The organism is Kitasatospora sp. NPDC057940 (assembly GCF_042887425.1).
GTDB lineage: Bacteria > Actinomycetota > Actinomycetes > Streptomycetales > Streptomycetaceae > Kitasatospora.
In genome coordinates this window covers 181,376-205,129 of the sequence record NZ_JBHVPH010000001.1, presented here as the reverse complement: position 1 = coordinate 205,129, position 23,754 = coordinate 181,376, and the positions used below count along the sequence as shown (strand labels likewise).

Annotated in this window: 23 protein-coding genes and 1 riboswitch; of the genes, 14 read left to right on the top strand and 9 right to left on the bottom strand. The window is 72.8% G+C overall.

Going from position 1 to position 23,754, the window contains the following annotated elements; genetic code table 11:
- Positions 1–99 precede the first annotated feature (99 nt).
- From ACFVTF_RS00980 to ACFVTF_RS00970, 3 genes are all read right to left on the bottom strand, one after another.
- Entirely contained in the window at positions 100–1,587 is a 1,488-nt protein-coding gene (locus ACFVTF_RS00980) for an FAD-dependent monooxygenase (RefSeq protein ID WP_387807489.1), read from the bottom strand.
- Positions 1,588–1,743: 156 nt separating this feature from the next.
- Complete coding sequence (gene paaN / locus ACFVTF_RS00975; RefSeq protein ID WP_371517836.1) at positions 1,744–3,444, bottom strand: phenylacetic acid degradation protein PaaN; 1,701 nt, start codon at positions 3,442–3,444, stop codon at positions 1,744–1,746.
- 197 nt (positions 3,445–3,641) lie between these two features.
- Entirely contained in the window at positions 3,642–4,910 is a 1,269-nt protein-coding gene (locus ACFVTF_RS00970; protein WP_387807486.1) for a hypothetical protein, read from the bottom strand.
- A 128-nt stretch (positions 4,911–5,038) separates the two neighbouring features.
- Here ACFVTF_RS00970 and ACFVTF_RS00965 point away from each other — a divergent pair, with 128 nt between their 5' ends.
- Entirely contained in the window at positions 5,039–5,623 is a 585-nt protein-coding gene (locus ACFVTF_RS00965; protein ID WP_371517834.1) for a TetR/AcrR family transcriptional regulator, read from the top strand.
- A 43-nt stretch (positions 5,624–5,666) separates the two neighbouring features.
- On the opposite strand, the gene ACFVTF_RS00960 is transcribed toward ACFVTF_RS00965, so the two are convergent.
- Positions 5,667–6,128: an Lrp/AsnC family transcriptional regulator gene (locus ACFVTF_RS00960; RefSeq protein ID WP_350876808.1), complete on the bottom strand. Its 462-nt coding sequence runs from the start codon at positions 6,126–6,128 to the stop codon at positions 5,667–5,669.
- Between the two features lie 149 nt (positions 6,129–6,277).
- Between ACFVTF_RS00960 and pdhA the strand changes: the two genes are divergently transcribed.
- The 4 genes from pdhA to ACFVTF_RS00940 all read left to right on the top strand — a co-directional run bounded on the left by pdhA (position 6,278) and on the right by ACFVTF_RS00940 (position 11,812).
- Positions 6,278–7,417, top strand: coding sequence for a pyruvate dehydrogenase (acetyl-transferring) E1 component subunit alpha (gene pdhA / locus ACFVTF_RS00955; protein WP_063348428.1), 1,140 nt, complete (start codon positions 6,278–6,280; stop codon positions 7,415–7,417).
- Positions 7,417–8,421: an alpha-ketoacid dehydrogenase subunit beta gene (locus tag ACFVTF_RS00950; RefSeq protein WP_387807482.1), complete on the top strand. Its 1,005-nt coding sequence runs from the start codon at positions 7,417–7,419 to the stop codon at positions 8,419–8,421. The genes pdhA and ACFVTF_RS00950 overlap by 1 nt, the downstream gene beginning before the upstream one ends.
- The gene (locus ACFVTF_RS00945) at positions 8,421–9,821 is read left to right on the top strand and encodes a dihydrolipoamide acetyltransferase family protein (RefSeq protein WP_387808315.1); all 1,401 of its coding nucleotides are present in this window, start codon (positions 8,421–8,423) and stop codon (positions 9,819–9,821) included. The genes ACFVTF_RS00950 and ACFVTF_RS00945 overlap by 1 nt, the downstream gene beginning before the upstream one ends.
- 224 nt (positions 9,822–10,045) lie before the next feature.
- Complete coding sequence (locus ACFVTF_RS00940; protein ID WP_387807479.1) at positions 10,046–11,812, top strand: globin domain-containing protein; 1,767 nt, start codon at positions 10,046–10,048, stop codon at positions 11,810–11,812.
- Between the two features lie 92 nt (positions 11,813–11,904).
- Here the strand turns inward: ACFVTF_RS00940 and ACFVTF_RS00935 are convergent, their stop codons facing one another.
- Entirely contained in the window at positions 11,905–12,447 is a 543-nt protein-coding gene (locus ACFVTF_RS00935) for an NUDIX domain-containing protein (RefSeq protein WP_063348425.1), read from the bottom strand.
- 327 nt (positions 12,448–12,774) lie between these two features.
- On the opposite strand from ACFVTF_RS00935, the gene ACFVTF_RS00930 reads away from it, so the two are divergent.
- Positions 12,775–13,596 carry an IclR family transcriptional regulator gene (locus ACFVTF_RS00930; RefSeq protein ID WP_387807475.1) on the top strand — a complete coding sequence of 274 codons (822 nt, stop codon included), beginning with the start codon at positions 12,775–12,777 and terminating at the stop codon, positions 13,594–13,596.
- Between the two features lie 274 nt (positions 13,597–13,870).
- Entirely contained in the window at positions 13,871–14,296 is a 426-nt protein-coding gene (locus ACFVTF_RS00925; RefSeq protein ID WP_387807473.1) for an SsgA family sporulation/cell division regulator, read from the top strand.
- 136 nt (positions 14,297–14,432) lie between these two features.
- Here the strand turns inward: ACFVTF_RS00925 and ACFVTF_RS00920 are convergent, their stop codons facing one another.
- Positions 14,433–14,813, bottom strand: coding sequence for a phage holin family protein (locus tag ACFVTF_RS00920; protein ID WP_063351244.1), 381 nt, complete (start codon positions 14,811–14,813; stop codon positions 14,433–14,435).
- A 153-nt stretch (positions 14,814–14,966) separates the two neighbouring features.
- Here ACFVTF_RS00920 and ACFVTF_RS00915 point away from each other — a divergent pair, with 153 nt between their 5' ends.
- The 7 genes from ACFVTF_RS00915 to ACFVTF_RS00885 all read left to right on the top strand — a co-directional run bounded on the left by ACFVTF_RS00915 (position 14,967) and on the right by ACFVTF_RS00885 (position 19,852).
- Entirely contained in the window at positions 14,967–15,284 is a 318-nt protein-coding gene (locus tag ACFVTF_RS00915; protein ID WP_363626245.1) for a cupin domain-containing protein, read from the top strand.
- A 33-nt stretch (positions 15,285–15,317) separates the two neighbouring features.
- Positions 15,318–15,986 carry a thiaminase II gene (gene tenA, locus ACFVTF_RS00910; RefSeq protein ID WP_371517830.1) on the top strand — a complete coding sequence of 223 codons (669 nt, stop codon included), beginning with the start codon at positions 15,318–15,320 and terminating at the stop codon, positions 15,984–15,986.
- 216 nt (positions 15,987–16,202) lie between these two features.
- A complete protein-coding gene (locus ACFVTF_RS00905; protein WP_350876827.1) occupies positions 16,203–16,403 on the top strand; it encodes a DUF5326 family protein in 201 nt (66 codons plus the stop codon).
- Positions 16,404–16,542: 139 nt separating this feature from the next.
- Positions 16,543–16,677, top strand: a riboswitch (TPP riboswitch).
- Positions 16,673–18,535: a phosphomethylpyrimidine synthase ThiC gene (gene thiC / locus ACFVTF_RS00900; protein WP_387807468.1), complete on the top strand. Its 1,863-nt coding sequence runs from the start codon at positions 16,673–16,675 to the stop codon at positions 18,533–18,535. (Overlaps the previous riboswitch by 5 nt.)
- Before the next feature lie 139 nt (positions 18,536–18,674).
- The gene (locus tag ACFVTF_RS00895; protein ID WP_387807466.1) at positions 18,675–18,905 is read left to right on the top strand and encodes an antitoxin; all 231 of its coding nucleotides are present in this window, start codon (positions 18,675–18,677) and stop codon (positions 18,903–18,905) included.
- On the top strand, positions 18,902–19,309 hold the full coding sequence (locus tag ACFVTF_RS00890; protein ID WP_387807463.1) for a type II toxin-antitoxin system VapC family toxin: 408 nt from the start codon (positions 18,902–18,904) through the stop codon (positions 19,307–19,309). The genes ACFVTF_RS00895 and ACFVTF_RS00890 overlap by 4 nt, the downstream gene beginning before the upstream one ends.
- A gap of 84 nt (positions 19,310–19,393) precedes the next feature.
- Positions 19,394–19,852, top strand: coding sequence for a hypothetical protein (locus ACFVTF_RS00885; protein WP_387807461.1), 459 nt, complete (start codon positions 19,394–19,396; stop codon positions 19,850–19,852).
- On the opposite strand, the gene ACFVTF_RS00880 is transcribed toward ACFVTF_RS00885, so the two are convergent.
- From ACFVTF_RS00880 to ACFVTF_RS00870, 3 genes are all read right to left on the bottom strand, one after another.
- The gene (locus ACFVTF_RS00880) at positions 19,845–20,678 is read right to left on the bottom strand and encodes a hypothetical protein (RefSeq protein ID WP_387807458.1); all 834 of its coding nucleotides are present in this window, start codon (positions 20,676–20,678) and stop codon (positions 19,845–19,847) included. The genes ACFVTF_RS00885 and ACFVTF_RS00880 overlap by 8 nt on opposite strands.
- A 240-nt stretch (positions 20,679–20,918) precedes the next feature.
- A complete protein-coding gene (locus ACFVTF_RS00875) occupies positions 20,919–22,190 on the bottom strand; it encodes a metallophosphoesterase (protein ID WP_387807456.1) in 1,272 nt (423 codons plus the stop codon).
- A 114-nt stretch (positions 22,191–22,304) separates the two neighbouring features.
- On the bottom strand, positions 22,305–23,462 hold the full coding sequence (locus ACFVTF_RS00870) for a LacI family DNA-binding transcriptional regulator (RefSeq protein ID WP_387807453.1): 1,158 nt from the start codon (positions 23,460–23,462) through the stop codon (positions 22,305–22,307).
- Positions 23,463–23,754 lie beyond the last annotated feature (292 nt).

Sequence of the window (23,754 nt, the reverse complement as noted above, 5' to 3'; positions counted from 1 at the left end):
AAATTTTGCCCCGGCGCGCCCCCAAACCCGGGTGCCCCGGGGGGGGGGGGGGGGGGGGGGGGGGGGGGGGGGGGCGCCCCCCCCCCCCCCAGGCGGGGGTCAGGGGGTGCCGAGCCAGGCGGTCAGGGCGGTGCGGAGCTCGCCCTGGCCGGGGTCGACGGCGCCCCAGGCGGCGTAGCCGTCCGGGCGGATCAGCAGGACGGTGTCGCGCAGCTTGCCGTGCGGGTCGGCCGGGGCGGCGGTGACCATGCGGTCCGCCCAGGGCTCGGCGGCGGCCAGCTCGTCGTTGCTGACCAGGACGAACTTCCCCGCGCGCAGCGCCTCGTAGAGCCGCTCGGGGGCGGCCGGGGCGCCCTCGACGGGCTTGCGCAGCGCCGTCAGCCGCAGGTCCGGGACGCGCTTGCCGACCTGCGGGTGGGCGTCCTTCGGGGCCGGGTAGGAGATGTCGATGCCGGAGACCATCCGGGCGCCGCGCTCGGTGACCAGGTCCAGGTGGCCGCCGAGCGTGGTGAGCGCCCCGCGCAGGGCGCGGGTGGGGGCGGACTCGGCGAGGGCGAGCCGGATCAGCGCGCCGGAGGTGCGCAGCACCGTCCGGCCGACCGGGTGCCGTTCGCTCTGGTAGGTGTCGAGCAGGGCGTCGGTGGCGCGGCCCTGGAGGGCGGCGGCGAGCTTCCAGGACAGGTTGGCGGCGTCCTGGAGCCCGGTGTTCATGCCCTGGCCGCCGGCCGGGGAGTGGCAGTGCGCGGCGTCGCCGGCCAGGAAGATCCGGCCGGAGCGGTAGTTGGGGGCCTGGCGCTCGTCGCTGTGGAAGGTGGAGCTCCAGCGGACGTCGTGCAGGCCGTAGTCCTCGCCGAGGGTGGTCCGGGCGATGGTGGCGAGGCGTTCCGGCGAGGGGGTGGTGCCGTCGGGCTGCCGCTCCTTGCGGTCCCAGGCGATCAGCCGGTACCAGCCGTCGCCGAAGGGGGCGAGGAAGGAGAAGCCGGTCTCGTTGGCGCCGACGGTGATGGTGTCGGCGGGCTCGCGCTCCAGCCGGACGTCGGCGAGCATCACCGAGTCGACCACGGACTCGCCGGGGAACGGGATGCCGAGCAGGTCGCGCACGGTGGAGCGGACGCCGTCGGTGCCGACCGCGTACCGGGCGGTGAAGGTGTTCCCGTCGCGGGTCTCCAGGGTGACGCCCTCGGCGTCCTGGCGCAGGGCGGTGACCTCGGCGCCGCGCAGGATGGTCGCGCCGGCCTGCTCGGCGCGCTCCTGGAGCAGCCGTTCGACGTGGTACTGCGGCGTGATGAGGACGAACGGGAAGCGGGTGGGCAGCGAGCTCAGGTCGATGCCGAAGCGGTCGAACATCCTCAGGCCGGTGACCGGGCGGCCGGTGGCGATGAGGTCGTCGGCGAGGCCGCGGGCGTCCAGGAGCTCCAGGCTGCGGGCGTGCACGGCGAAGGCCCGGGTCAGGTTGGACTCGGCGCCGCGCTTCTCCAGGACGGTGACGCCGACCCCGGCCGCGGCGAGGTCGCCGGCCAGTAGCAGTCCGGTCGGTCCGGCACCGACGATCAGGACGTCGGTGGCGGTCGTCGGCTTCGCGGTCATGTGTCAGCTCCCGGTGTTCGGAGGGCGGTTGGACGCCGTGTCCGGCGTTCTCCCAGACTCCATCATCCAGGGCCCCTGGGGAGCTGTGAACCGCCGGGCCCCGGCGGTGGGTGACCGCCGGGGCCCGGAGCGGATCGGACGGGGCCGGGACGGCGCTCAGCCGTGCCGGCGGACCTCCACGGTGCGGAACCGGTTGGCGACGAACGCGCCGTCGCAGTAGGCCGAGTTGGCGGCCGGGTTGGCGCCGGTGCCGTGCAGGTCGGAGAAGGCGGCGGTCTGGTTGGGGTAGACGCCGCCGGTCAGGTTGAGCGAGAGCGAGACGCCGGCGTCGAGCGCGGCGGCCACCAGCAGGCCCTCCACCTCGGGCGAGGTGGTGTAGCCGGAGGCCGTCATGGCGCCCTTGTCGCGGACGGTGGTGCGCAGCAGCTCGACGGCGGCGGGGGTGGACTCGACGGCGACGGCGAAGGAGACCGGGCCGAAGCACTCGGTGCGGAAGACCGCGCGGTCGTCCGGCTTGTCGGCGTCCAGCTTGACCAGCGCGGGGGTGCGGACGGTCGCGCCGGGGAAGTCCGGCGAGGTCACCGCGCGCGGGGCGAGGGCGAGCTCGCCGTACTCGCCGCCGGCCGCGGCGGCCGAGCGCTGCAGCACGCCCGGGTTGACCACGGCGCCGAGGATGGCGGCGGCGCGGGCGTCGTCGGAGAGCAGGCCGTCGATGGCGGCGGCGAGGTCGGCGACGACCTGGTCGTAGGACTTGTCGCCCTGGTCGGTGGCGATGCCGCCGCGCGGGATCAGCAGGTTCTGCGGGGTGGTGCACATCTGGCCGCTGTAGAGCGAGAGGGCGAAGGCCAGGTTGCCGAGCATGCCCTTGTAGTCGTCGGTGGAGTCGATGACGACCGCGTTGACGCCGGCCTTCTCGGTGTACACCTCGGCCTGCTTGGCGTGCTCCTCCAGCCAGTCGCCGAAGGCGGTGGAGCCGGTGTAGTCGATCAGCCGGATCTCGGGGCGGACGGCGAGGGTCTGGGCGACGGTGCCGCCCTCGTGCTCGACGGCCAGGCAGACCAGGTTGGGGTCGTAGCCGGCCTCGGCGAGCACCTCGCGGGCGGTCCGGACGGTCAGCGCGAGCGGCAGCACGGCGCGCGGGTGCGGCTTGACCAGCACCGGGTTGCCGGTGGCCAGCGAGGCGAACAGGCCGGGGTAGCCGTTCCAGGTGGGGAAGGTGTTGCAGCCGACCAGCAGCGCGAGGCCGCGCGGGACGACGGTGAACTCCTTGGTCATCACCAGCGGTTCGCGCTTGCCCTGGGGCTTGGTCCAGCCGGCCCGGCGGGGCAGCCGGGTCTGCTCGGCGTAGGCGTAGGTGACCGCCTCCAGGCCGCGGTCCTGGGCGTGCGGGCCGCCGGCCTGGAAGGCCATGCCGTAGGCCTGGCCGGTGGTGTGCATGACGGCCTGGCCGAACTCGTGGGAGCGGGCGTTGATCCGGTGCAGGATCTCCAGGCAGACGGCGGCGCGCTCCAGCGGGGTGGCGGCGGCCCAGTCGGGCCGGGCGGCGCTCAGCGCGGCGATCAGCGCGTCCGGGTCGGCGTGCGGGTAGCCGATGCCCAGCTCGATGCCGTACGGGGAGGCCTCGCCGCCGACCAGGTCGCCGTCGGCGGGGTGGCCGTCGAGGGTGAACGGCTGGCCGAGCAGGGCGTCGAAGGCGGCCTTGCCGTCCGCCGGGCCGCTCTCGCCGTACGCCTTCGGGAACTCGGGGTAGGGCGACCAGTAGTCGCGCTTGGCGGCGGCGTCGAGGGCGGCGTCCAGGGTGGCCTGGTGGCGCTCGACCAGTTCGCCGACGAGGGGGTGGGTGACCGCTGCGGACATCTGTGCGCTCCTCAGGAGGGAGGACGGGACACGTCACAGGGTAACCGAACGATCGGTCGGCTCAAGAGGGTGCAGGGGACGGAATCCGGGAGGACGCGCGGGGGTGGTGTCCGGAAACGTGCGGGCGTGGTGGCCGGAGAACGCGCGGGGGCGCGTCCGTCGTGGACGCGCCCCCGGGGGCCGGTGCGGGGCAGGGCCTACGGCACGCCCAGCTCGAAGATGACGTACCCCGCGTACCAGCCGGAGGCGACCGCGCCGAAACCCAGCACCGCGGCCAGCACCGGCCAGCTGAGCTTGCGCATCGCCACCGCGAGCGCGATCAGCAGCGGGAACGCCGGCAGCAGGTAGCGCGAGACGTTGCCGAAGATGCCGAGGCTCCCCAGCACCGAGACGATCGTGGCCAGCGTGTAGGCGGTGAGCACCAGCGGCGGGCGCAGCCGGATCAGCAGCACGATCAGCACCGGCAGGGTGAGCACGATCAGGGTGGCGAAGAGGTCCGGCACCGGGAACGCGAACGGGTAGTCGTTGCGGCCCAGCAGCACGCCGCGGATCGCGTGCCAGGTGCCCTGGCCCCAGTCGAAGTAGTGCAGCCAGGCGTCGTGCTGGAGCCGGAAGTAGCCGCCCCACTCGCCCATCCGCCAGCCCACCCAGGCCACGTAGCCGAGCAGGCCGACCGGGGCCAGCAGCATCGCGGTCAGCGGGCGCAGGATGCCGCTCTCGCGCCGGTACAGCTCCACCAGCGCGGCCAGGCCGACCGCGCCTATCAGCGCCGCGGCGGTCGGCCGGTTGAGCCCGGTGACCAGGGTGATCACCCCGGCGGCGACCCACTGCTTGGTCATCACGCAGTAGCAGGCCCAGGCGGCCAGCGCGACGAAGGTGGAGTCCGAGTAGACCGCCCACTCGGCGCCCGAGCCCGGGGCGATCGCCCAGATCCCGGCCGCGATCACGCCCGCCCTGGGGCCGGCCATCCGGTCCACCACGGCGTAGATCCCGGCGGCGGCGAACAGCGAGGCCACCACCGAGACCAGCATCCCGGCGCCGTACAGGCCGAGGCCGGTGACGTCCGAGGTCATCCGCATCAGGCCCGGGTAGAGCGGGAAGAACGCGGCGGAGTTCTGCTCGACGGAGAAGCCGACCGGGCCGTTGGGGATCTCGACCAGCGCCGGGTGGTAGCCGAACTGGGCCACCTGCTGGTACCACCAGCCGTCCCAGGTGGCCAGCACGTCCCAGGGGTTGGCGCCGCCGCCGAACCGGGCCGGCTTCTTGAGGTAGTCGCCGGAGAAGGAGAGCAGCTTCATGAAGACGGTGAAGCCGATCAGCTTCAGCACCGCGTAGCACCACACCGCCGGCCCGAACCGGACCACCAGGGCGCGGGCGCCTTCCCGCCAGCCGCCGCCGGGCACGCCCTCCGGATCATCGCTGCGCTGCTCGGGCACGTCGGAGGCGACGGCCGGTATTGCGTTCATTCGGACTGGACCCCACCCTGCTGGACGTGGACGATCGTCCGCCGAGTCTAGGGCCTGAGCCTCGGGGCCTGGTGTGGACCAACCGACCCGATCGCGTACGGCGCGGGGCGGCCGGGGATACTCGGAGGATGGCCGATCACAGCGCGCGTACCGCCTACACCGTGGAGTCACTGCTCGCGGTGACCGTCGACGTGTTCAACGAGCGCGGCTACGACGGCACCTCGATGGAGGACCTGTCCCGGGCGGCCGGGATCTCCAAGTCGTCCATCTACCACCACGTCCGCGGCAAGGAGGAGCTGCTGCGGCTGGCCGTCGGGCGGGCGCTGGACGGGCTGTTCGCGATCCTGGCCGAGCCGGCGGCGGTGCGGGGCCCGGCGGTGGAGCGGCTGGAGCACGTGGTGCGCCGCACCGCCGAGGTGCTGCTCGCGGAACTGCCGTACGTGACGCTGCTGCTGCGGGTGCGCGGGAACACGGCGACCGAGCAGTGGGCGCTGGAGCGGCGCCGGGAGTTCGACCACCAGGTCGCCGAGCTGCTGCGGGCGGCGGTCGCGGACGGTGCGCTGCGCGCGGACGTCGAGCCGCGGCTGGCCACCCGGCTGCTGTTCGGGATGATCAACTCGATCGTGGAGTGGTACCGGCCGGGCCTCAAGGGCACCGACGGCGTCGCGGACGCGGTCGTCCACCTGGCCTTCGACGGGCTGCGCGCGCGGTAGCCGCCGCCGGCCGGTGGCCGGGTGGCCGGTCCGGGGGGACCGGTCAGTCCGGGGGGACCTGGTCGGTCTCCTCGAAGATCAGCATGGTCCGGGTGCCGAGCACCTGGGGGATGGACTGGATGCTGCCCAGCACCAGCTCCCGCAGCGCGTGGTTGTCCGCGGTGTGCACCAGCAGCAGGACGTCGAAGTCTCCGCCGACCAGGGCGATGTGGGCGACCCCGGGGAGCTCCAGCAGCTGCTCCCGGACCGTGCGCCAGGAGTTCTGGACGATCTTCAGGGTGATGTACGCGGATGCGCCCTGACCTGCCCGTTCGTGGTCGACGCGGGCGGTGAAGCCGCGAATGATGCCGTCCTCGACCATCCTGGATATCCGGGCGTAGGCGTTCGCCCGGGACACGTGCACCCGCTCGGCCACCGAGCGGATCGAGGCGCGGCCGTCCTGCTGCAGCAGCCGCAGGATCGAACGGTCGACCCGGTCGAGTCTGGACATCTGTTCAGCCGACATGACCCCCCACCCTCGCCGATTGGACGCACTGCCACCAGTCGACCGCCGCTCAGGCCGAATGTCCACCACCTTGTCACGCTTCTGGTCAAGATGAACAGACGACCGAACAATCGGTAGGGAGCCCCCGCCACCCCAGGAGGTGCCCCGAGATGACCGTTCTCGACCACAGACACCACACGGCGGTGCCCGGCTGGACCCCCGGGGCCACCGCCCCGCGGACCGACCCGGCCCCCCTGCTCCCGGACGCCTCACCGGTCCGGGTGCTCGGCACCCCCGCGCTGGAGAAGTACGACCCCGCACTGCTGCGCGAGCTGTACCGCCGCCTGGTGGTCGGCCGCCGCTTCAACCAGCAGGCCACCACCCTGACCAAGCAGGGCCGGCTGGCCGTCTACCCGGCGTCCACCGGCCAGGAGGCCTGCCAGGTCGCCGCCGCGCTGGTGCTCGGCGAGGCCGACTGGCTGTTCCCCAGCTACCGCGACACCCTCGCGGTGGTCTCCCGGGGCGTCGACCCGCTGGAGGCGCTGACCCTGCTGCGCGGCACCGCCCACACCGGCTACGACCCGCGCGCCACCCGCACCGCCCCGCTCTGCACCCCGCTCGCCACCCAGGCCCCGCACGCCGTCGGGCTGGCGCACGCCGCCCGGCTGGCCGGCGAGCCGGTGGTCGCGCTGGCCATGCTCGGCGACGGCGGCACCAGCGAGGGCGACTTCCACGAGGCGCTGAACTTCGCCGCGGTGCTCCAGGCGCCGGTGGTCTTCCTGGTGCAGAACAACGGCTACGCGATATCCGTCCCGCTCAGCGCGCAGTCCGCTGCGCCCACCCTCGCCCACAAGGCCGTCGGCTACGGCATGCCGGGCCGGCTGGTGGACGGCAACGACGCCCCCGCCGTGCACGGCGTCCTGACCGAGGCGGTCGAGCGGGCCAGGACCGGCGGCGGCCCGACCCTGGTCGAGGCGCTCACCTACCGGGTCGAGGCGCACACCAACGCCGACGACGCCACCCGCTACCGCACCGACCCGGAGGTGGCCGCCTGGCGGGAGTACGACCCGATCCTGCTGATGGACCGCTCGCTGCGCGAGCTCGGCGTCCTGGACGACGCGCTGGTGCAGTCGGCGGCCGACGAGGCGGAGGCGTTGGCGGCCCGGATGCGGGCCGAGTTCCACGCCGACCCCGAGCTGGACCCGATGGCCCTGTTCACCCATGTCTTCGCCGAGCCGACCCCGCAACTGCGGGAACAGGCCGCCCAGTTGTCCGCCGAGCTGGCCGCCGAGGCCGAGGTGCAGCACTGATGAACCAGACGGCCACACCGACCCGTACGGCGAGCATGGCGCAGGCGCTCAACGCGGCGCTGCGCGACGCCCTGCGCGAGGACCCGACGGTGCACGTGCTCGGCGAGGACGTCGGCGCGCTCGGCGGCGTCTTCCGGATCACCGACGGGCTGACCGCCGAGTTCGGCCCCGACCGCTGCCTGGACACCCCGCTGGCCGAGGCCGGCATCCTCGGCACCGCGATCGGCATGGCGATGTACGGGCTGCGCCCGGTCGTCGAGATGCAGTTCGACGCCTTCGCCTACCCCGCGCTGGAGCAGCTGTTCTCGCACGTCGCCAAGATGCGCAACCGCACGGCCGGCCGGCTGCCGCTGCCGATCACCGTCCGCATCCCGTACGGCGGCGGCATCGGCGGGGTCGAGCACCACAGCGACGCCTCCGAGGCGTACTACGCGGCCACCCCCGGCCTGCACGTGGTCACCCCGGCGACGGTCGCCGACGCGTACGGGCTGCTGCGGGCCTCGATCGCCTCCGACGACCCGGTGGTCTTCCTGGAGCCCAAGCGGCTCTACTGGGGCAAGGACGCGTTCGACCCGGCCGCCCCGATCGAGCCGATCGGCCGGGCCGTGCTGCGGCGGCCCGGCACCTCCGCCGTGCTGATCACCTACGGGCCCTCGCTGCCGGTCTGCCTGGAGGCGGCCGAGACGGCGAAGGCCGAGGGCTGGGACCTCGCGGTGCTGGACCTGCGCACCCTGGTGCCGTTCGACGACGAGACGGTCTGCCGGGTGGTGCGCTCGCTCGGCCGGGCCGTGGTGGTGCACGAGGCGAGCGGCTTCGGGGGCACCGGCGCGGAGATCGCCGCCCGGGTCACCGAGCGCTGCTTCCACCACCTGGCCGCGCCCGTGCTGCGGGTGACCGGCTTCGACATCCCGTACCCGCCGCCGATGCTGGAGCACCACCACCTGCCCGGGGTGGACCGGATCCTGGACGCGGTCGCCCGGCTGCAGTGGGAGGACCGAGGATGATGCCCGTCGTGCGCGAGTTCCGGCTGCCCGACCTCGGTGAGGGACTCACCGGGGCCGAGGTGGTGCGGTGGCTGGTCGAGGTCGGCGAGGTGATCGCGGTCGACCAGCCGGTGGTGGAGGTGGAGACCGCCAAGGCCGTGGTGGAGGTGCCCTGCCCGTACGGCGGGGTGGTCACCGCCCGGTACGGCGGGGAGGGCGAGGAGATCGCCGTGGGCGCGCCGCTGGTGACGGTCGCGGTGGCTCCGGCGGACGGGGCTTCGCTGCTGGTCGAGGCGGCGGCCGGGATGCTGGCCGAGGCGGCGGCGGAGGTGGAGCGGCCGCTGGTCGGGTACGGGGTCGCGGAGCCGGGGAAGGGCGGGCGGCGGCGCCGGGTCGGGGCTGCGGCTGCTGTTCCTCCTGCTGGTGTTCCTGCTGCCGTTCCGGTTCCTGTTCCGGCTGTTGTCCCGGTTGTCGTTCCGGCTCCCGCGCTGGTGGTGCGGACCGCTCCGGGCGTGGTGCCGGTGATCTCGCCGCTGGTGCGGCGGCTGGCCCGGGAGCAGGGGGTCGATCTGGCCGCGCTCTCCGGCAGCGGCCCGGACGGGCTGATCATGCGCGCGGACGTCGAACGGGCGGTCGCGGCGAAGTCGGCGGCCCCGACGGCCCCGACGGCTCCGACGGCTCCGACGGCTCCGACGGCTCCGACGGCTCCGACGGCTCCGGCGCCGGTCGTGCGGGAGGGCGTCGTCCCGCTGCGCGGGCTGCGCAAGGCGGTGGCCGAGAAGCTCAGCCGCAGCCACCGGGAGATCCCCGCCGTGACCTGCTGGGTGGACACCGATGCCACCGAACTGATGCTGCTGCGGCGGCAGTTGAATGCCGCCCCGGGCCCGAAGGTGAGTGTGCTGGCGCTGCTCGCCCGGATCTGCACGGTCGCGCTGGCCCGCTTCCCGGAGCTCAACTCCAGTATGACGGAGGATGGTTCGGGCATCATCCGGCACTCGGCGGTGCACCTGGGCTTCGCCGCACAGGGCGAGCGGGGGCTCGTCGTCCCGGTGGTGCGGGACGCCCACGCCCGCACCACCGAGCAACTCGGCGAGGAGCTGGGCCGGTTGACCGAGGCGGCGCGCGACGGCTCGCTCACCCCGGCCGAACTGACCGGCGGCACCTTCACGTTGAACAACTACGGGGTGTTCGGCGTGGACGGCTCCACCCCGATCCTGAACCACCCCGAGGCGGCGATGCTCGGGGTCGGCCGGATCGTCGCCAAACCCTGGGTGCACGAGGGGGAGTTGGCGGTGCGCGAGGTCGTGCAGCTGTCGTTCACCTTCGACCACCGGGTCTGCGACGGCGGGACGGCGGGCGGTTTCCTGCGGTTCGTCGCGGACTGCGTGGAGCGGCCGGGGACGCTGCTGCGGCAGCTCTGAGCGCGGCTCGGTCGCCCTGGGTGGTGTGCTCCGCACCCAGGGCGACGGGGCGGCGGAACGAGGGAGAGTAGCGCGTCCCGGGCCCGGGTGTCCGGGCTTCGCGTGATTTGTCGGATGAGCAGTTCGGGCGTGCCACGCTGCCTAGGCGTCAGCAGAGACAAGCCAGGTGGTGGCGCAGGGCGGCCGGAGGCGAAACGATTCTCTTGGGTACTCGAAACGTTGCGGTGAAGTCCCGCAGAACACTTCTGGTCCGCACCGGGCACGGATCGGCGGGCGCCGCCTCCGTCCCGGGCCTGCCGGAGCTCCCGGCGGACGCGGGGCCGGATGCGGCGGACGCGACGGCGGACACGATGGTGCACGTGACGGCCGAGGTGACGGCGGCCGGAATGGCAGCCGGGATGGCGGCCGGACTGGGAGCCGCGAGGGCGGCCGGGGCGGGGCCCGAACGGCCGCCGATGCCGCTGGCCTCGCCGGACCTCCCGCCGCAGATCCCGGCCGAGGCGCCGACGGCCGTCCTCCCGGCGGTGCCTGCCCTCCCGTGGGTGCCCGCCCCGCCGGTGCAGCCGCCGGCCGTCCCCGCGCCCGACTACCCGGGGCCGCCGGCGGGGCCGCCCGCCGTGCCGCCTGCCGCCCCCGCGTTCCGGCCGCTGTTCACCGACGCTCCCGGCCTCAACTGGGCTGGCCCCGGCGACAGTTGGACCAGGGCCTGGGCCGCGCAGGAGCCCGCCGGGGGTCCCCCGGCCCAGCTGTCGGCCCCGTTGGCCGCCCCGCTGCCCGCCCCCGACCACAGCGTCCCCGGCCACGGGGCCCCCGACGGCAGCGCCTCCGGCCACAGCGCCTCCGCCGTCGAACAGCCGCTCACCGTACGGGACATCGAGCTGATCCGGGCCAGCCTGGCGGTCGTCGAGCCGGTCGCCGACCGCGCCACCGCGCACTTCTACGCGCTGATCTTCCTGCACCACCCCGAGGTCCGGGCGCTCTTCCCGGCGGCCATGGACGTCCAGCGGGACCGCCTGTTCCGCGCGCTGCTGGCTGCCGCCCGCAGCGCCGACGACCCGGCCGGCCTGCGCGTCCACCTCGGCGCGCTGGGCCGTGGCCACCGTCGGTACGGCACGCTGACCGGCCACTACGGCCCGGTCGGCGAGTGCCTGGTGCAGGCGCTGTCCAGGTACGCGGGCAGCCGGTGGGACGCCGAGACCGAGCTGGCCTGGCGCCGGGTCTACCGGCTGGTCTCCTCGATCATGATCGAGGCCGCCGAGGACGCCGCCCGCACCTCGCCGCCCTGGTGGCAGGGCGAGGTGGTCCGGCACGAGCGCCGCACCCGGGACGTCGCGGTGATCACCGTCCGGCCGGACCAGGCGTACCCGTACCGGGCCGGGCAGTACACCAGTCTGGAGACGCCCTGGTGGCCGCGGGTCTGGCGGCACTTCTCGTTCGCCTCGGCCCCCCGGCCGGACGGGCTGCTGACCTTCCACGTGAAGGCGGTCCAGGCGGGCTGGGTGAGCAACGCGCTCGTCCACCGGGCCGCGCCCGGGGACGTCCTGCGGCTGGGCCCGGCGGCCGGCACGATGACCGCCGACCACGTCGCCGGTGCGGACCTGCTCTGCCTCGGCGGCGGTACCGGCATCGCGCCGATCCGCGCGCTGGTCGAGGAGGTGGCCGAGCGTGGCACGCCGGTCGGCGCCGTCGACGTGTTCTACGGGGCCCGCCGCGCCGCCGACCTGTACGAGCTGGACGGGCTGGACGAGTTGGCCCGGCGGCTGCCGTGGCTCACGGTGCGGCCGGTGCTCTCCGGCACCGGGCCGGCCGAGGGTGCGCTGACCGGCGAACTCCCCGAGGTGGTGGGCCGGTTCGGGCCGTGGGCCGGGTGGGAGGCGTTCCTCAGCGGGCCGCCCGCGATGGTCCGCCGGGGCGTCGGGGTGCTGCTGCGCTCGGGCGTGGCGGCCGAGCGGATCCGGCACGACCTGGTGGGCGACCTCGCGGCGGGGTGATCGGGCGGTCCCGGCGGGTGAATCAGCCGGGATCGGGATCGGGATCGGGATCGGGAGCGGTCGGCGGGTCGGCGGGTCAGCCGGTGGGCCGGTCAGCCGAGGTCCGGGGCGAGCAGCGCGCGGACGCCCTCGATGTTGGCCGCCAGGTACGCCCGCAGCCGGGGCGGGACGACGTTGACGGACGTCACCCCCTCGCGGGTGAACGGCAGCCGGACCACCTGGTACTCGCCGTTGGGCTCGTCCACCTCGGGGCCGTGCCGCCGGCTGAGGTCCATCGAGGCGAGCCGGCAGGCGAAGAAGTGCTGCACCTTGACCCCGTGCGGGTGGAGCAGGGTGCCGTCGTCATGGTGCGTGTGGCTGATGGTGTCGACGAAGGCGGGCACCACGTCGACGATCTTGCCGCCGAGTTCCTCGTCCACCTCGCGGTGCAGCGCCTCGACCACGGTGCGGTCGCCGCGCTCGACCCCGCCGCCGGGAGTGATCCAGTACGGCTGGGGCGAGCCGGGCCGGACCCGCCGGATCAGCACGATCGAGGCCGGGCCGTACGGGTCGTCCGGGTCGAGCTCCAGCAGGATCGCCCGCGCGGTGCGCTTCACCACCGGGCGGGGCGGCGGGGTTCGGTTGTCGGGGCCCATGGCGACCTCCGGGGCTGGAGCGTTGTGCGGGAGTCTCCCGCGGGACGGTCCGGCCGAAACCCGCCCGAACCGGTGCGTCCGTTCGGGGGCGGGGAGTAACTGCGGATAGATCTTGGATCGCGAAGGTGAATCTTGAACTGATCTTCCAAATATCGATAGATCTTGACTTTCACCTTCGAATCGAAGGATTTTGCCGAGTGATCGGTGTAAGAGTGATTGCAGGGAGGTCGTCCCTGTGCTGCAATGAGCCACTATCGGGCAGATCGGAGGGCTTCGCTCCGGATGCCCTTTCTGTGCATTGACTCGGGCTGGGGGATGGACGTGGCCATGGATCAGATCGCAGAGCCGTCCAGGACGGTCCGCACCGGGCGCGTCGCCAGGTCGCCGACGCCCACCTCGCCGGGCAAGGGCCGGGGCCCCACCCTGATCGGCTCCGTCCAGCGGGCGCTGCGGCTGCTGGAGGCCGTCGGGGGATTCCGGCAGGGCGCCACCGCCAAACAACTGGCCCGCGCCGCCGGACTGCCGCTCGGCACCGCCTACCACCTGCTGCGCACCCTCACCCACGAGGGCTACCTCCGGCGCTCCGACGGCCGGTTCTTCTACGGGGAGTCGGTCAACGGCATAGGCCGGGCCGACGACCGGCAGTCCGACCGGCACGACCTGCGCACGCGGATGCAGCGGTTACGGGACGAACTCGGGGCGCCTGTCTACTTCGCGCTCTACCGGGACGGCGAGATCCACGTGGTGGACGTCGCCGACGACCCCGGGCGGCCCGCCGTCCAGCCCTGGGCCGACCTCCGTGCCACCGGCCACGCGCACGCCATCGGCCAGTGCCTGCTCGGCCAACTGTCCGAGGAGGAGCGCCGTGACCACCTCGCCCGCCACCCGCCGGTCGGGCTCACCCCCTCCACCGTCACCGGCGAGGCCGCCGTCCTGCGCCGGCTCGCCTCCCTGCGACCGACCATGCCCGTCCTGGAACGTCAGGAGTACGCGCTCGGCACCGTCTGCGCGGCCGTCCCCATCACCGTCGGGCCGATGGTCGCCACCATGGCCCTCTCGCTGCCCGTCGAACAGGCCGACCGGCTGACCGTCGTCGCCGGCCAACTGCGGCGCAGCGTGGGCGCGATGGGGCCGTCGTTCGTCCTCTGACGCTCCTCGCGCCGGTACGGATCCCGTTCGTTCACCATTTGAAAAAGCACGCCTTGTCCACTACGTCCCCAAACATGGACGATGGTGACCTAACGGGGATTGGTTGCACAAAAACGTCAGAAAACGCCCCACGCACAGCAATTGACGATTTCGGCCCCACATTCGAAGCCCCGGCCCCCGCTCCCGCCCCACATTCCCGCCCCACATCCCCGCTCCCCAACCCCGCCCCCACCCCACGGCCCACCCGGCCGGCCCCACGAGAGGTACTGGCGCCATGCAGCACAGCACAGTCCAGGGACACCTGGTGATGAACCTCGTGGTCTCGCACGAGCTCTCCTTCCGCATCGTGGTGGACCTGGACTACGAGCCCGACGACCCGTACGCCGTCCGGTTCACCTTCCACCTGCCCGGCGACGAACCCGTCACCTGGGTGTTCGCGCGCGAGCTGCTGCTCGACGGCATCAGCCGGCCCTCCGGCGAGGGCGACGTGCACATCCACCCGGTCGGCGAGGAGCTCACCGAGGTCTGCATCGTGCTGCACTCCCCCGAGGGGGACGCCCTGCTGCGGGCCTCGGCGCCGCCGCTGGTCGCCTTCCTGGCGCGCACCGACCGGCTGGTGCCGATGGGCCAGGAGATCACCGGGCAGGAGCTCGACGCCGAGCTCGCGGACATCCTCCGGGGATGTGAGAACGCGGGGTGAGCGGTGGCCGCACCGCCGCCACCGACGAAGGGGCCCGCGCCGGGTGAACCACCCGGGCGCGGGCCCCTCTCGTGTCGGGCCGGTCGGTGACCGGCCAGGTCGGGTTCGGCCAGTCGGTGCCCGGCCACGGCCGAGGTCAGTCGTCGTCCAGGGCCAGGTGCAGCCCCCACGAGACCAGGCTGATGATCAGCGAGCCGAGCAGCGCGGGCACGAAGCCCGTGACGTTGAAGTCCAGGTGCAGCTTCCCCGCGGCCCAGGAGGTCAGCCACAGCATCAGGGCGTTGATCACGAAGGTGATCAGTCCCAGGGTGAGGATGAACAGCGGGAACGAGAACAGCTTGACCAGCGGCTTGATCAGGAAGTTGACCAGGCCGAAGACCACGGCGACGGCGACCACCGTCAGGGCCTTGTGCCCCAGGTCGGCCTTGCCGCTCGCGAGTTGGATACCGTTGACGATCCAGGCGGCGACCCAGATGGCCACCGCGTTGATGACTGTCTTGATGAGGAAACCCTTCATGACGCCCAAGCCTGGCAGGCTCCGCCGCCCCGGGGGAAGCTCTCCTCGGACATGTTGGCGCTCCCGCCGGACATCTTGGCGCCCCCGGTCCGGTGCCCGTGGTGTTGAATGCCCGTGGCCCGTACGGAGGATGGACGAAGGAGGGGAGCAGCGGTGAAGCTGTTCCGGTTGGACGAACTGGACGTCGAACGCGCGGCGAACGACGGCGCGTACCTGCGCTTCCTGCGCGAACCGCGGATGTCCGCCGGGCTCTACGCGCTCTCCCCCGGCGACACCGACCCGCAGACCGCGCACGACCAGGACGAGATCTACCAGGTGATCAGCGGTCGCGCCGAACTGACCGTCGGCGCCGAGACCGCCACGGTCGGCCGCGGCACCGTCGTCTACGTCCCGGCCGGCACCCCGCACCGCTTCCACCACGTCACCGAGGAGCTGCGGGTCCTGGTGGTGTTCTCCCCGCCCGAGGGCTGACCGTCCGCGGACCGACCGTCTAGGGTCCTGGGCATGAGCAAGAGCCTGACGGAAGAACTCTGGGCGGCCATCGAGCCGGTGTACGCCGAGATCCTCGCCCACCCCTTCATCGGCGGCCTCACCGACGGCACCCTGCCGCGTGCGGCCTTCCGCCACTTCGTCGTCCAGGACTCGCACTACCTGCGCGACTACGCCCGCGCGCTCGCCGTCTGCGCCGCCAAGGCGCCCGGCGAGGAGGACGTGCGGGCCTTCGCCGACGACGCGGTCGGCGCACTGGCGGCGGAACAGGGCATGCACGCCGAGTTCCTGACCGCCTTCGGCGGCAGCGCCGAGGAGGCCGCCGCCGAACCGGTGCTGCCCACCACCCGGGCCTACACCAGCTACCTGCTGGCGACCGTCTACGGCGGCTCCTTCGCCGAGGCCGTCGGCGCGGTGCTGCCCTGCTACTGGATCTACGCCCGGGTCGGCGAGGCGCTGCTCGCCCAGGGCTCCCCCGACCCGCTGTACGCCAAGTGGATCGCCACCTACGGCGACGAGGCGTTCCAGTCCGTCGTCCGCCGGGTGCTGGCGCTCACCGACCGCCTCGGCGAGGAGATCTCCCCGGCCGAACGGCGCCGGGTCGTCGAGCACTTCACGACCACCTCGCGCTACGAGTGGATGTTCTGGGACGCCGCCTGGCGCGGTGAGCGCTGGCCGGTCTGACCGCTGGTCGCAGGGGGTGCGGGGCCCTTCCCGGGGGTCGTCCCCGAGTCCCGCACCCGGGTCTCCCCGGGGCCCCGGGTCGGGGTGATCTAGGGGTTCTCTCCGGGCCGACGGGCCTCGTTCCGGCACTCGTGTCCCCGTACGATCGAAGTACCGAAAGCAAGCGGGATGCGGCACCGGACGGCAGCCGACCCCACGGGGAGAGAAGGAACGGTCATGGCTGAGCTCTGGAAGTCGCTGCCCTCCTGGGTGCGGAACATCGTCATCCCGGTGCTGGTCCTGGTGCTGCTCTGGAACATCCTGGGATTCGTCTTCGGTGTCGTCGGCGCCCTGCTGAGCATCATGATCAAGGTGCTGGTCGTCGCCGGCATCGCCGCCGCCGTGGTGGTCCTGGTGAAGAAGGCCGCCAAGGGCTGAGCCGCTGCCCGAGGCCCGGCCCCCTGGACGGGGGGCCGGGCCTTCGGCGTTCCTGGCGCGGCGTCCGGCCTGGTGGGGGCGTGCTGGACCTGCGGCGATCGGCTCGCTACGGTGTTGGGCGTCATGTGCAGGCAACACCGCCTGCCGACGCGGGAGCTCGGAGCACCGGGCTGAGAGGGCGCTGACCGGGACGTCGACGGACGGACCGACGGCTGCGTCGACCGCAGGAACCTGACCGGGTAATGCCGGCGTAGGGAGTATGAGGTCAGATGACCACGTTCGAAGCACAGCCGCAGCCTGCCCGCAGCACCGGGAACAGCGGCACTGAGGTCGGCGATACCGCCACCGCCACCGCCACCGTCACCAGCGCGGGCACCGGCTACCCCACCCCGGCCTGGCGCAAGGCCTACCGCGAAGGGTCCCGGCCCGACCTGCGGGTCCCGTACCGCGAGGTGCAGCTCACCAACGGCAGGACCGTCCCGCTGTACGACACCTCCGGCCCGTACACCGACCAGGCCTACGAACCCGACGTGCGGCGCGGCCTGCCCGCCCTGCGCGACGCCTGGATCCGCCAGCGCGGCGACGTCGAGGAGTACGACGGCCGCGAGGCGCGCCCCGAGGACGACGGGATCAAGCACACCTCGCCGCGCGGCGGGAACCTGCGCAACCTGGACGCCGTCTTCCCGGGCCGCCCGCGCCGCCCGCTGCGCGGCCGCGGCGATGTCGCCGTCACCCAACTCGCCTACGCCAAGCGGGGCGTGGTCACCCCCGAGATGGAGTTCGTGGCGCTGCGCGAGGGCCTCGCCCCCGAGTACGTGCGGGCCGAGGTGGCCCGCGGCCGGGCCGTCATCCCGGTCAACGTGAACCACCCCGAGGTGGAGCCGGCGATCATCGGCACCAACTTCCTGGTGAAGATCAACGCCAACATCGGCAACTCCGCCGTCACCTCCTCGATCGAGGAGGAGGTGGAGAAGATGACCTGGGCCACCCGTTGGGGCGCCGACACCGTCATGGACCTCTCCACCGGCCGCAACATCCACACCACCCGCGAGTGGATCCTGCGCAACTCCCCCGTGCCGATCGGCACCGTGCCGCTCTACCAGGCCCTGGAGAAGGTCGACGGCAAGGCCGAGGACCTGAGCTGGGAGGTGTACCGGGACACCGTCATCGAGCAGTGCGAGCAGGGCGTCGACTACATGACCGTCCACGCCGGCGTCCTGCTCCGGTACGTCCCGCTGACCGCCCGCCGCAAGACCGGCATCGTCTCGCGCGGCGGCTCGATCATGGCCGCCTGGTGCCTGGCGCACCACCAGGAGAACTTCCTCTACAGCAACTTCGAGGAGCTCTGCGACATCCTCGCGCGCTACGACGTCACCTTCTCGCTCGGCGACGGCCTGCGCCCCGGCTCCATCGCGGACGCCAACGACGAGGCGCAGTTCGCCGAACTGCAGACCCTCGGCGAACTCGGCCGGATCGCCCGCGAGCGCGACGTCCAGGTGATGATCGAGGGCCCGGGCCACGTCCCGATGCACAAGATCAAGGAGAACATGGATCTCCAGAAGGAGATCTGCGACGAGGCGCCGTTCTACACCCTCGGCCCGCTCACCACCGACGTCGCCCCCGGCTACGACCACATCACCTCGGGCATCGGCGCCGCGATGATCGCCTGGTGGGGCACCGCGATGCTCTGCTACGTCACGCCCAAGGAGCACCTGGGCCTGCCCAACCGCGACGACGTCAAGACCGGCGTGATCACCTACAAGATCGCCGCCCACGCCGCCGACCTCGCCAAGGGCCACCCCGGCGCCCAGGACTGGGACGACGCCCTCTCCGACGCCCGCTTCGAGTTCCGCTGGGAGGACCAGTTCAACCTGGCCCTCGACCCGGAGACCGCCCGCGCCTTCCACGACGAGACCCTTCCCGCCGAACCCGCCAAGACGGCCCACTTCTGCTCCATGTGCGGCCCGAAGTTCTGCTCGATGAAGATCAGTCAGAAGATCCGCGCCGAGCACGGCGACGGTTCCAGCGCCGTGGAGACCGAGTTCGACGCCGAGGCCCTGGCGGGCATGGCGGAGAAGTCCGCCGAGTTCGCCGCCCAGGGCAACCGGGTCTACCTTCCGCTGGCCGACTGACGCATCACATGTGAGAGCGACCCCGAGAGGTTTCGCCTCTCGGGGTCGCTCTTCGCGGTTCCGCCGCTCGTCTGCTGAGGCCCGAGGGTCGATTCAGCGGGTATCTGCATTTTGCAGATACCCGCGCTATAATGCAGGCATGACAGTCCTCACGATCCGGGACGTCCCGGACGACCAGATCCAGACCTTGAAGGTTCGCGCAGCGCAGGCCGGCAAGTCGCTCCAGGCGTTCATGCAGGACCTGATCGCCAAGGAGGCATCCAAGCCCACGATGGCGGAGATGATGGACAGGCTGAACCGGGAGACCACTGCCACCGTCAGCACCGCCGATGTCCTCGCGGCGATTGATGAGGGGCGGGCCGGGCGTTGATCGTCATTGACTGCTCCGCGCTGGTCCTGGTTCTCACGGCCCACGGCCCTGACGGGCAGCTGGTCCGCAGCCGGGTGGCCGAGGCCGGGGACGTCTACGCACCCACCCTCCTGGACTACGAGATCCAGTCAGCCCTCCTCGGCATGAAACGTGGCGGCAAGCTGACCGAGAGGGAAGTGGAGAGGGCGATCACCGCGTACCGGATGCTTCCCATTGCCAAGCGGGAAACGTTGCCCTTCTGGGACCGGGTGAAGAACCTGCACGCGAACCTCAGCGCCTACGACTCTCAGTACGTCGCCTTGGCGGAGGCCCTGGGCGTACCGCTGATCACCAGCGACGCAAGGATCAAGCGCAGCGGTGCGGCCAAGTGCGAGATCGAGGTCTTCGCCTCGATCCACCCTTGACCGGCGCAGCGCCTCGGCGTGCGGCTGCCGTAGGAGGGACGGGTGGCTGGCGGAGCGGTGATCCGCTCTGATACTGATGCCGCCATGAATCAGCAGAGCAACGGCCAACCCGATGTCGCCGGTTGGGCGGAGGAGTCCCGCGAGTTCACGCGGGAGATGCTGGCCGTCATCGGTGAGCGCGAGGACCTGATGCAGACCAATCCGGGTAGGGCCGTCCGCATCGTCGGAGAGGAGCTCGCCGAGTGGGCGACCTACCCCGAACTGTCCGAGGACGAGTGGGCCAGGGCCCACATGCTGCTGATGCTCTTCGCCGGCGAGTTCCTGATCAGTGCGTACGAGGCCCGTTGGGACTGGCTGGTCGACGCGTCCTCGCCTCTCGGGGGCCGCTGGGTCGTCACCGGGTTCACCCATCCGCTGGGACAGGAGACGGCGCCCGTCGACGTCGGGTGGCTCGCGCACGAGGCGAGGGTCGACGGAACGTTCAGCCTCGCCCAGGTGATCAACCGGGCGCTCGCGCTGTCCATGATCCGGGTGTTCAGGTGACGTCGTCGGGGCTGGTGAAGGCGGGGCTGGTGTAGCCGGGGGTGGTGAAGTCGGGGGCCGGGGTGGGGACGGTGCCGGGGCTGGTGAAGTCGGGTGAGGTGTAGTCGGCGGTGGGGACGGGGCCCGGGCTGGAGAAGTCGGGTGAGGTGTACCCCGGGCTGGTGAAGTCGGGGGCGCCGGCGGGGACGGCGGGCAGGTGGGTGTGCAGGTAGGGGAGCAGGCCGCGGTCGCGCAGCGCGGTGCGCCATTCGCGGTGGGCGTCGGCGAGTTCGGCGGCGAGTTCGGGGTCGGTGCCGGCCGGGGCGGCGGCGCCGCCGTCGCGTATGGCGGTGAGGACGAGTCCGATGATGCCGATGGCCATCGCGGCGACTCCGGCGGCGAGGGCGACCCAGCCGGCGGTGACGAGGCTGCGGGCGAGGGTGAGGTCGGGGTTGGCGGCGCGCAGCAGGTAGCCGATGAGCAGCAGGACCAGGGCGGCGGTCCAGGCGAGGACCGGGGTGAGCACGGTGAGGACGGGGAAGATCCCGGCGCCGCCGTTGGCGGAGCGCAGTTGGGTGAGCAGCCCGGGGGCGGTGGGCTCGGTGCCCGGGGGCGGCGGGGGTGTGGTGCGCAGGGTCTCGCGCAGCCGGGTGTAGTGCGTGTACTCGGTGGCGGCCGCGGCGGCGATGGCGTCGGCGTCGCGCAGGCCGCGGATGCGCAGCTGGTCGGCGGTGAGCGCGCCGGGGGCGCGCAGGGCGGTGAGGACGGTGTGGTCGCGCAGGGCTTCGGCGAGGAGGCGCTCGTATTCCGGGCGGTCCTCGGCGAGCAGCGGCGGGGGGTTGGTCATGGGGACCCCGTTCATGCGGACCCCGGTTCGCTCCGCCCCAGGGGCCGCGGGACCCTCAGGGGCGCCGAAACGGGCGCGGAGGCGAGCCGCCGGACGGGCGGCCGGGTGTGGTGTGCCTCATGTTAGGGGCGGGCGCGGCCGTGCTGACAGTCGGTTTCCGGAATTTCGCGCCCCGGCCCGCGCGCGTGCGGTGGCCCGGGCGCCGGGAACGCCCGTTCGACCGGCCCCGGTCCGCAGGCCTCAGTTGACGGGGAGTCGGGCGACGAGCAGGCGCCCTTCCATGGTGACGCCGCCGTCCATGGCCACCGCGAGGTCGTCGGCGTAGACGTAGGGGCCGGGGATGTGCGGCGGCTGGCCGTCGTCGGCGTGCACCGCGCCGGTGAGGTACGGGATGGGGCTGTGCCCGTGCACGATGCGGGTGCCGCCGTAGGTGTCGAGGAGCTCGTGGACGGCCGTCGGGCCGGCGTCGCCGCGGAAGGCGAAGCGCTTGGTGAAGCGGCGGAAGCAGTCCCACCACTCGTCGACGCCCTCGTCGGCGAGCAGGCTGTGGACGGCGTCGTTGACGTCGGGGATGGACTCGCCGTACTCCAGGTACGCGGTGGTGTCGGAGTGCAGCAGCAGGTGGCCGTCCTCCAGCGCGATGGCGGGCAGCCGGGAGAGCCAGCTGATGTGGTGGCCCTCCAGCCGGTCCAGGTCGTGCTGCTGGCCGCCGTTGAGCCGCCAGGCGGCGAGGAAGGAGGCGGTGCCGGCGGTGGACTGGACGGGTTCGTCGCCGTACCGGGCGGCGCCGAGGAAGAGCAGTTCGTGATTGCCCATCAGGGCGCGGCAGTAGCCGCCGGCGGCGGCGGCTTCGGCGGCGAGCTGCATCACGAGGTCGATGACGCCGATGCCGTCGGGGCCGCGGTCGGTGAAGTCGCCGAGGAACCAGATCCGGGAGCGGCCGGCGGACCAGTGGCCTTCGGCGTCGATCAGGCCCTGGTGGCGCAGCTCGGCGCGCAGCTCCTCCAGGTAGCCGTGCACGTCGCCGACGACGTAGAGCGGGCCGGGGGGCTCGCCGGGGCCGGGGGCGGGGTACGGGTAGCTGGGCGCGGAGGGGTCGGGCAGCGGCGGGCCGAGTTCGATGGTCGGCGGGTCGTCGCGGCCGGGGGCCTGGTGGGCGTGGTCCTGGTGGGCGGGGGACTGCTGGTCGGGCAGGGTCGGCTCGTAGCCGGGGTGGTCCTGGTGGGAGCCGGCGTGGTCCTGGTGGGAGCCGGCGTGGTCCTGCGGGGAGAAGAGCGGGGCGTTCTCCGGGGCGTGCACGGTGTGGTCCTGCCCGTCGGCGGGCCAGTGCTGCTCCAGGTAGCGGGCTCCGCCGTAGCCGCTGTAGGTCTCCGCTTCGTACGGCGTGCCGGGGTAGCCGGTGGCGGGCTCCGGTTCGTAGTAGGTGCCGTACGGCAGCACGTCGAGGTCCGGCTGGTGGCGGGGGCCTGAGTCGGGGTGTTCAGGCCCGGGGAAGCGGTCCTCGGGTGTCATTCGCCCATCATAGGAAGACCACTCTCCCGGCGTCGTCACCTGGTGGGTATCCAATCCTCCGGAGCGTCAGCCGGGCCGTCCCGCAAGGTCCGTTTTGTCCCGGCTCGGTATGGTCTAGACCTCGCCCGGGAGTCGGGGAGGGCTGACGGTGGTGCGCGGGCTCCGGCGCTGGGAGGACGCGCGAACGATCAGCTCGGTCGGCATCAGGGTGCCCGGTGGCGGGCCGGTGCCGGCGGTGCGGAAGCGCGGCGGGAAGAGCCGGGCGATGTCGACGCCCGTCCCCGAGTCGACGCCCTCGATGGCGTCGATGAGCAGGTTGACCACGGTGGTGCCGATCCGGCGCGGCTTGAGGGAGAGCGTGGTGATCGGCGGTTCGGTGGTGGCGTAGACGTCGCTCTCGCTGCAGCAGACCAGCAGCAGGTCGTCGGGGACCCGCAGGCCGTAGCGGCGGGCGGCGGCGAGCAGGTCGGTGCCGTTGGGGTCGAACAGGCCGTAGACGGCGTCGGGCCGGTCGGGGCGGGCGAGCAGCCGGTCGGCGGCGACGGCGCCGGCGGCCGGGTCGTGCGCGGGGTAGGCCTCGTAGACCGGCTCCTGTCCGACCTTGGCGCACCAGCCGAGGTAGGCCTCGGTGGAGAGCCGGGTGTAGGTGTCGGTGCTGGTGCCGGTGAGCAGGCCGATGCGGCGGGCGCCGGCCTCGGAGAGGTGGTCGAGGATGCCGAGCACGGCGGCCTCGTGGTCGTTGTCGACCCAGGCGGTGACCGGGCAGTTGCCGGGCTTGCCGTCGCTGACGACCGGGACGCCGGACCGGTACAGCTCGCTGACCAGGGGGTCCTGGTCGGGCGGGTCGATCACCACGGTGCCGTCCAGGGCGATGTTGCCCCAGACGTCGTGGCGGGAGGAGGCGGGCAGCACCACGAGCGCGTAGCCGCGGCCGAGGGCGGCGCTGGTGGCGGCCCGGGCCATTTCGGCGAAGTACGCGAACTCCGTGAAGGTGAACGGTTCTTCACCGTAGGTCGTGACGGTCAGCCCGATCAGGCCGGACCGTCCGGTGCGCAGGGTGCGGGCGGCCGCGGAGGGCCGGTAGCCGAGGCGTTCGGCGACCTCGCGCACCCGGCTGCGGGTCTCGTCGGGCAGGCGGCCCTTTCCGTTCAGCGCGTCGGAGACGGTGGTGATCGACACTCCGGCGGCTGCTGCCACATCCCGGATGCCGGCCCGCTCCAGACGCCGTGAGGTGGTGGGACGCCGACCGCTCTGGTTGGCTGCTGCTGTCATGGCGGACCGATCGTATGGCTCCTGACAAGGGTCTGTGACCGGCGCATCGGGAGCCCTTGGAGATACGTTTCTCCAAGAGTGAGCCGTGGTGCGCTCCTTCGATACCCGCACGAAACCAGCCGTCTTACCTCTGACATGTGCCAAAGGAACCCGGCAGAATGGCTGATCTGCGCCTGTCACCCGACCGGGCATCTCACCCCTACGGGTGAGCGCGGTCGGTATCGTTCAAGGCACCCGACCGGGGTGCCCCGGACGCGTTCCGAGATCCCCGGCACGGTGGCGATCCCACAGG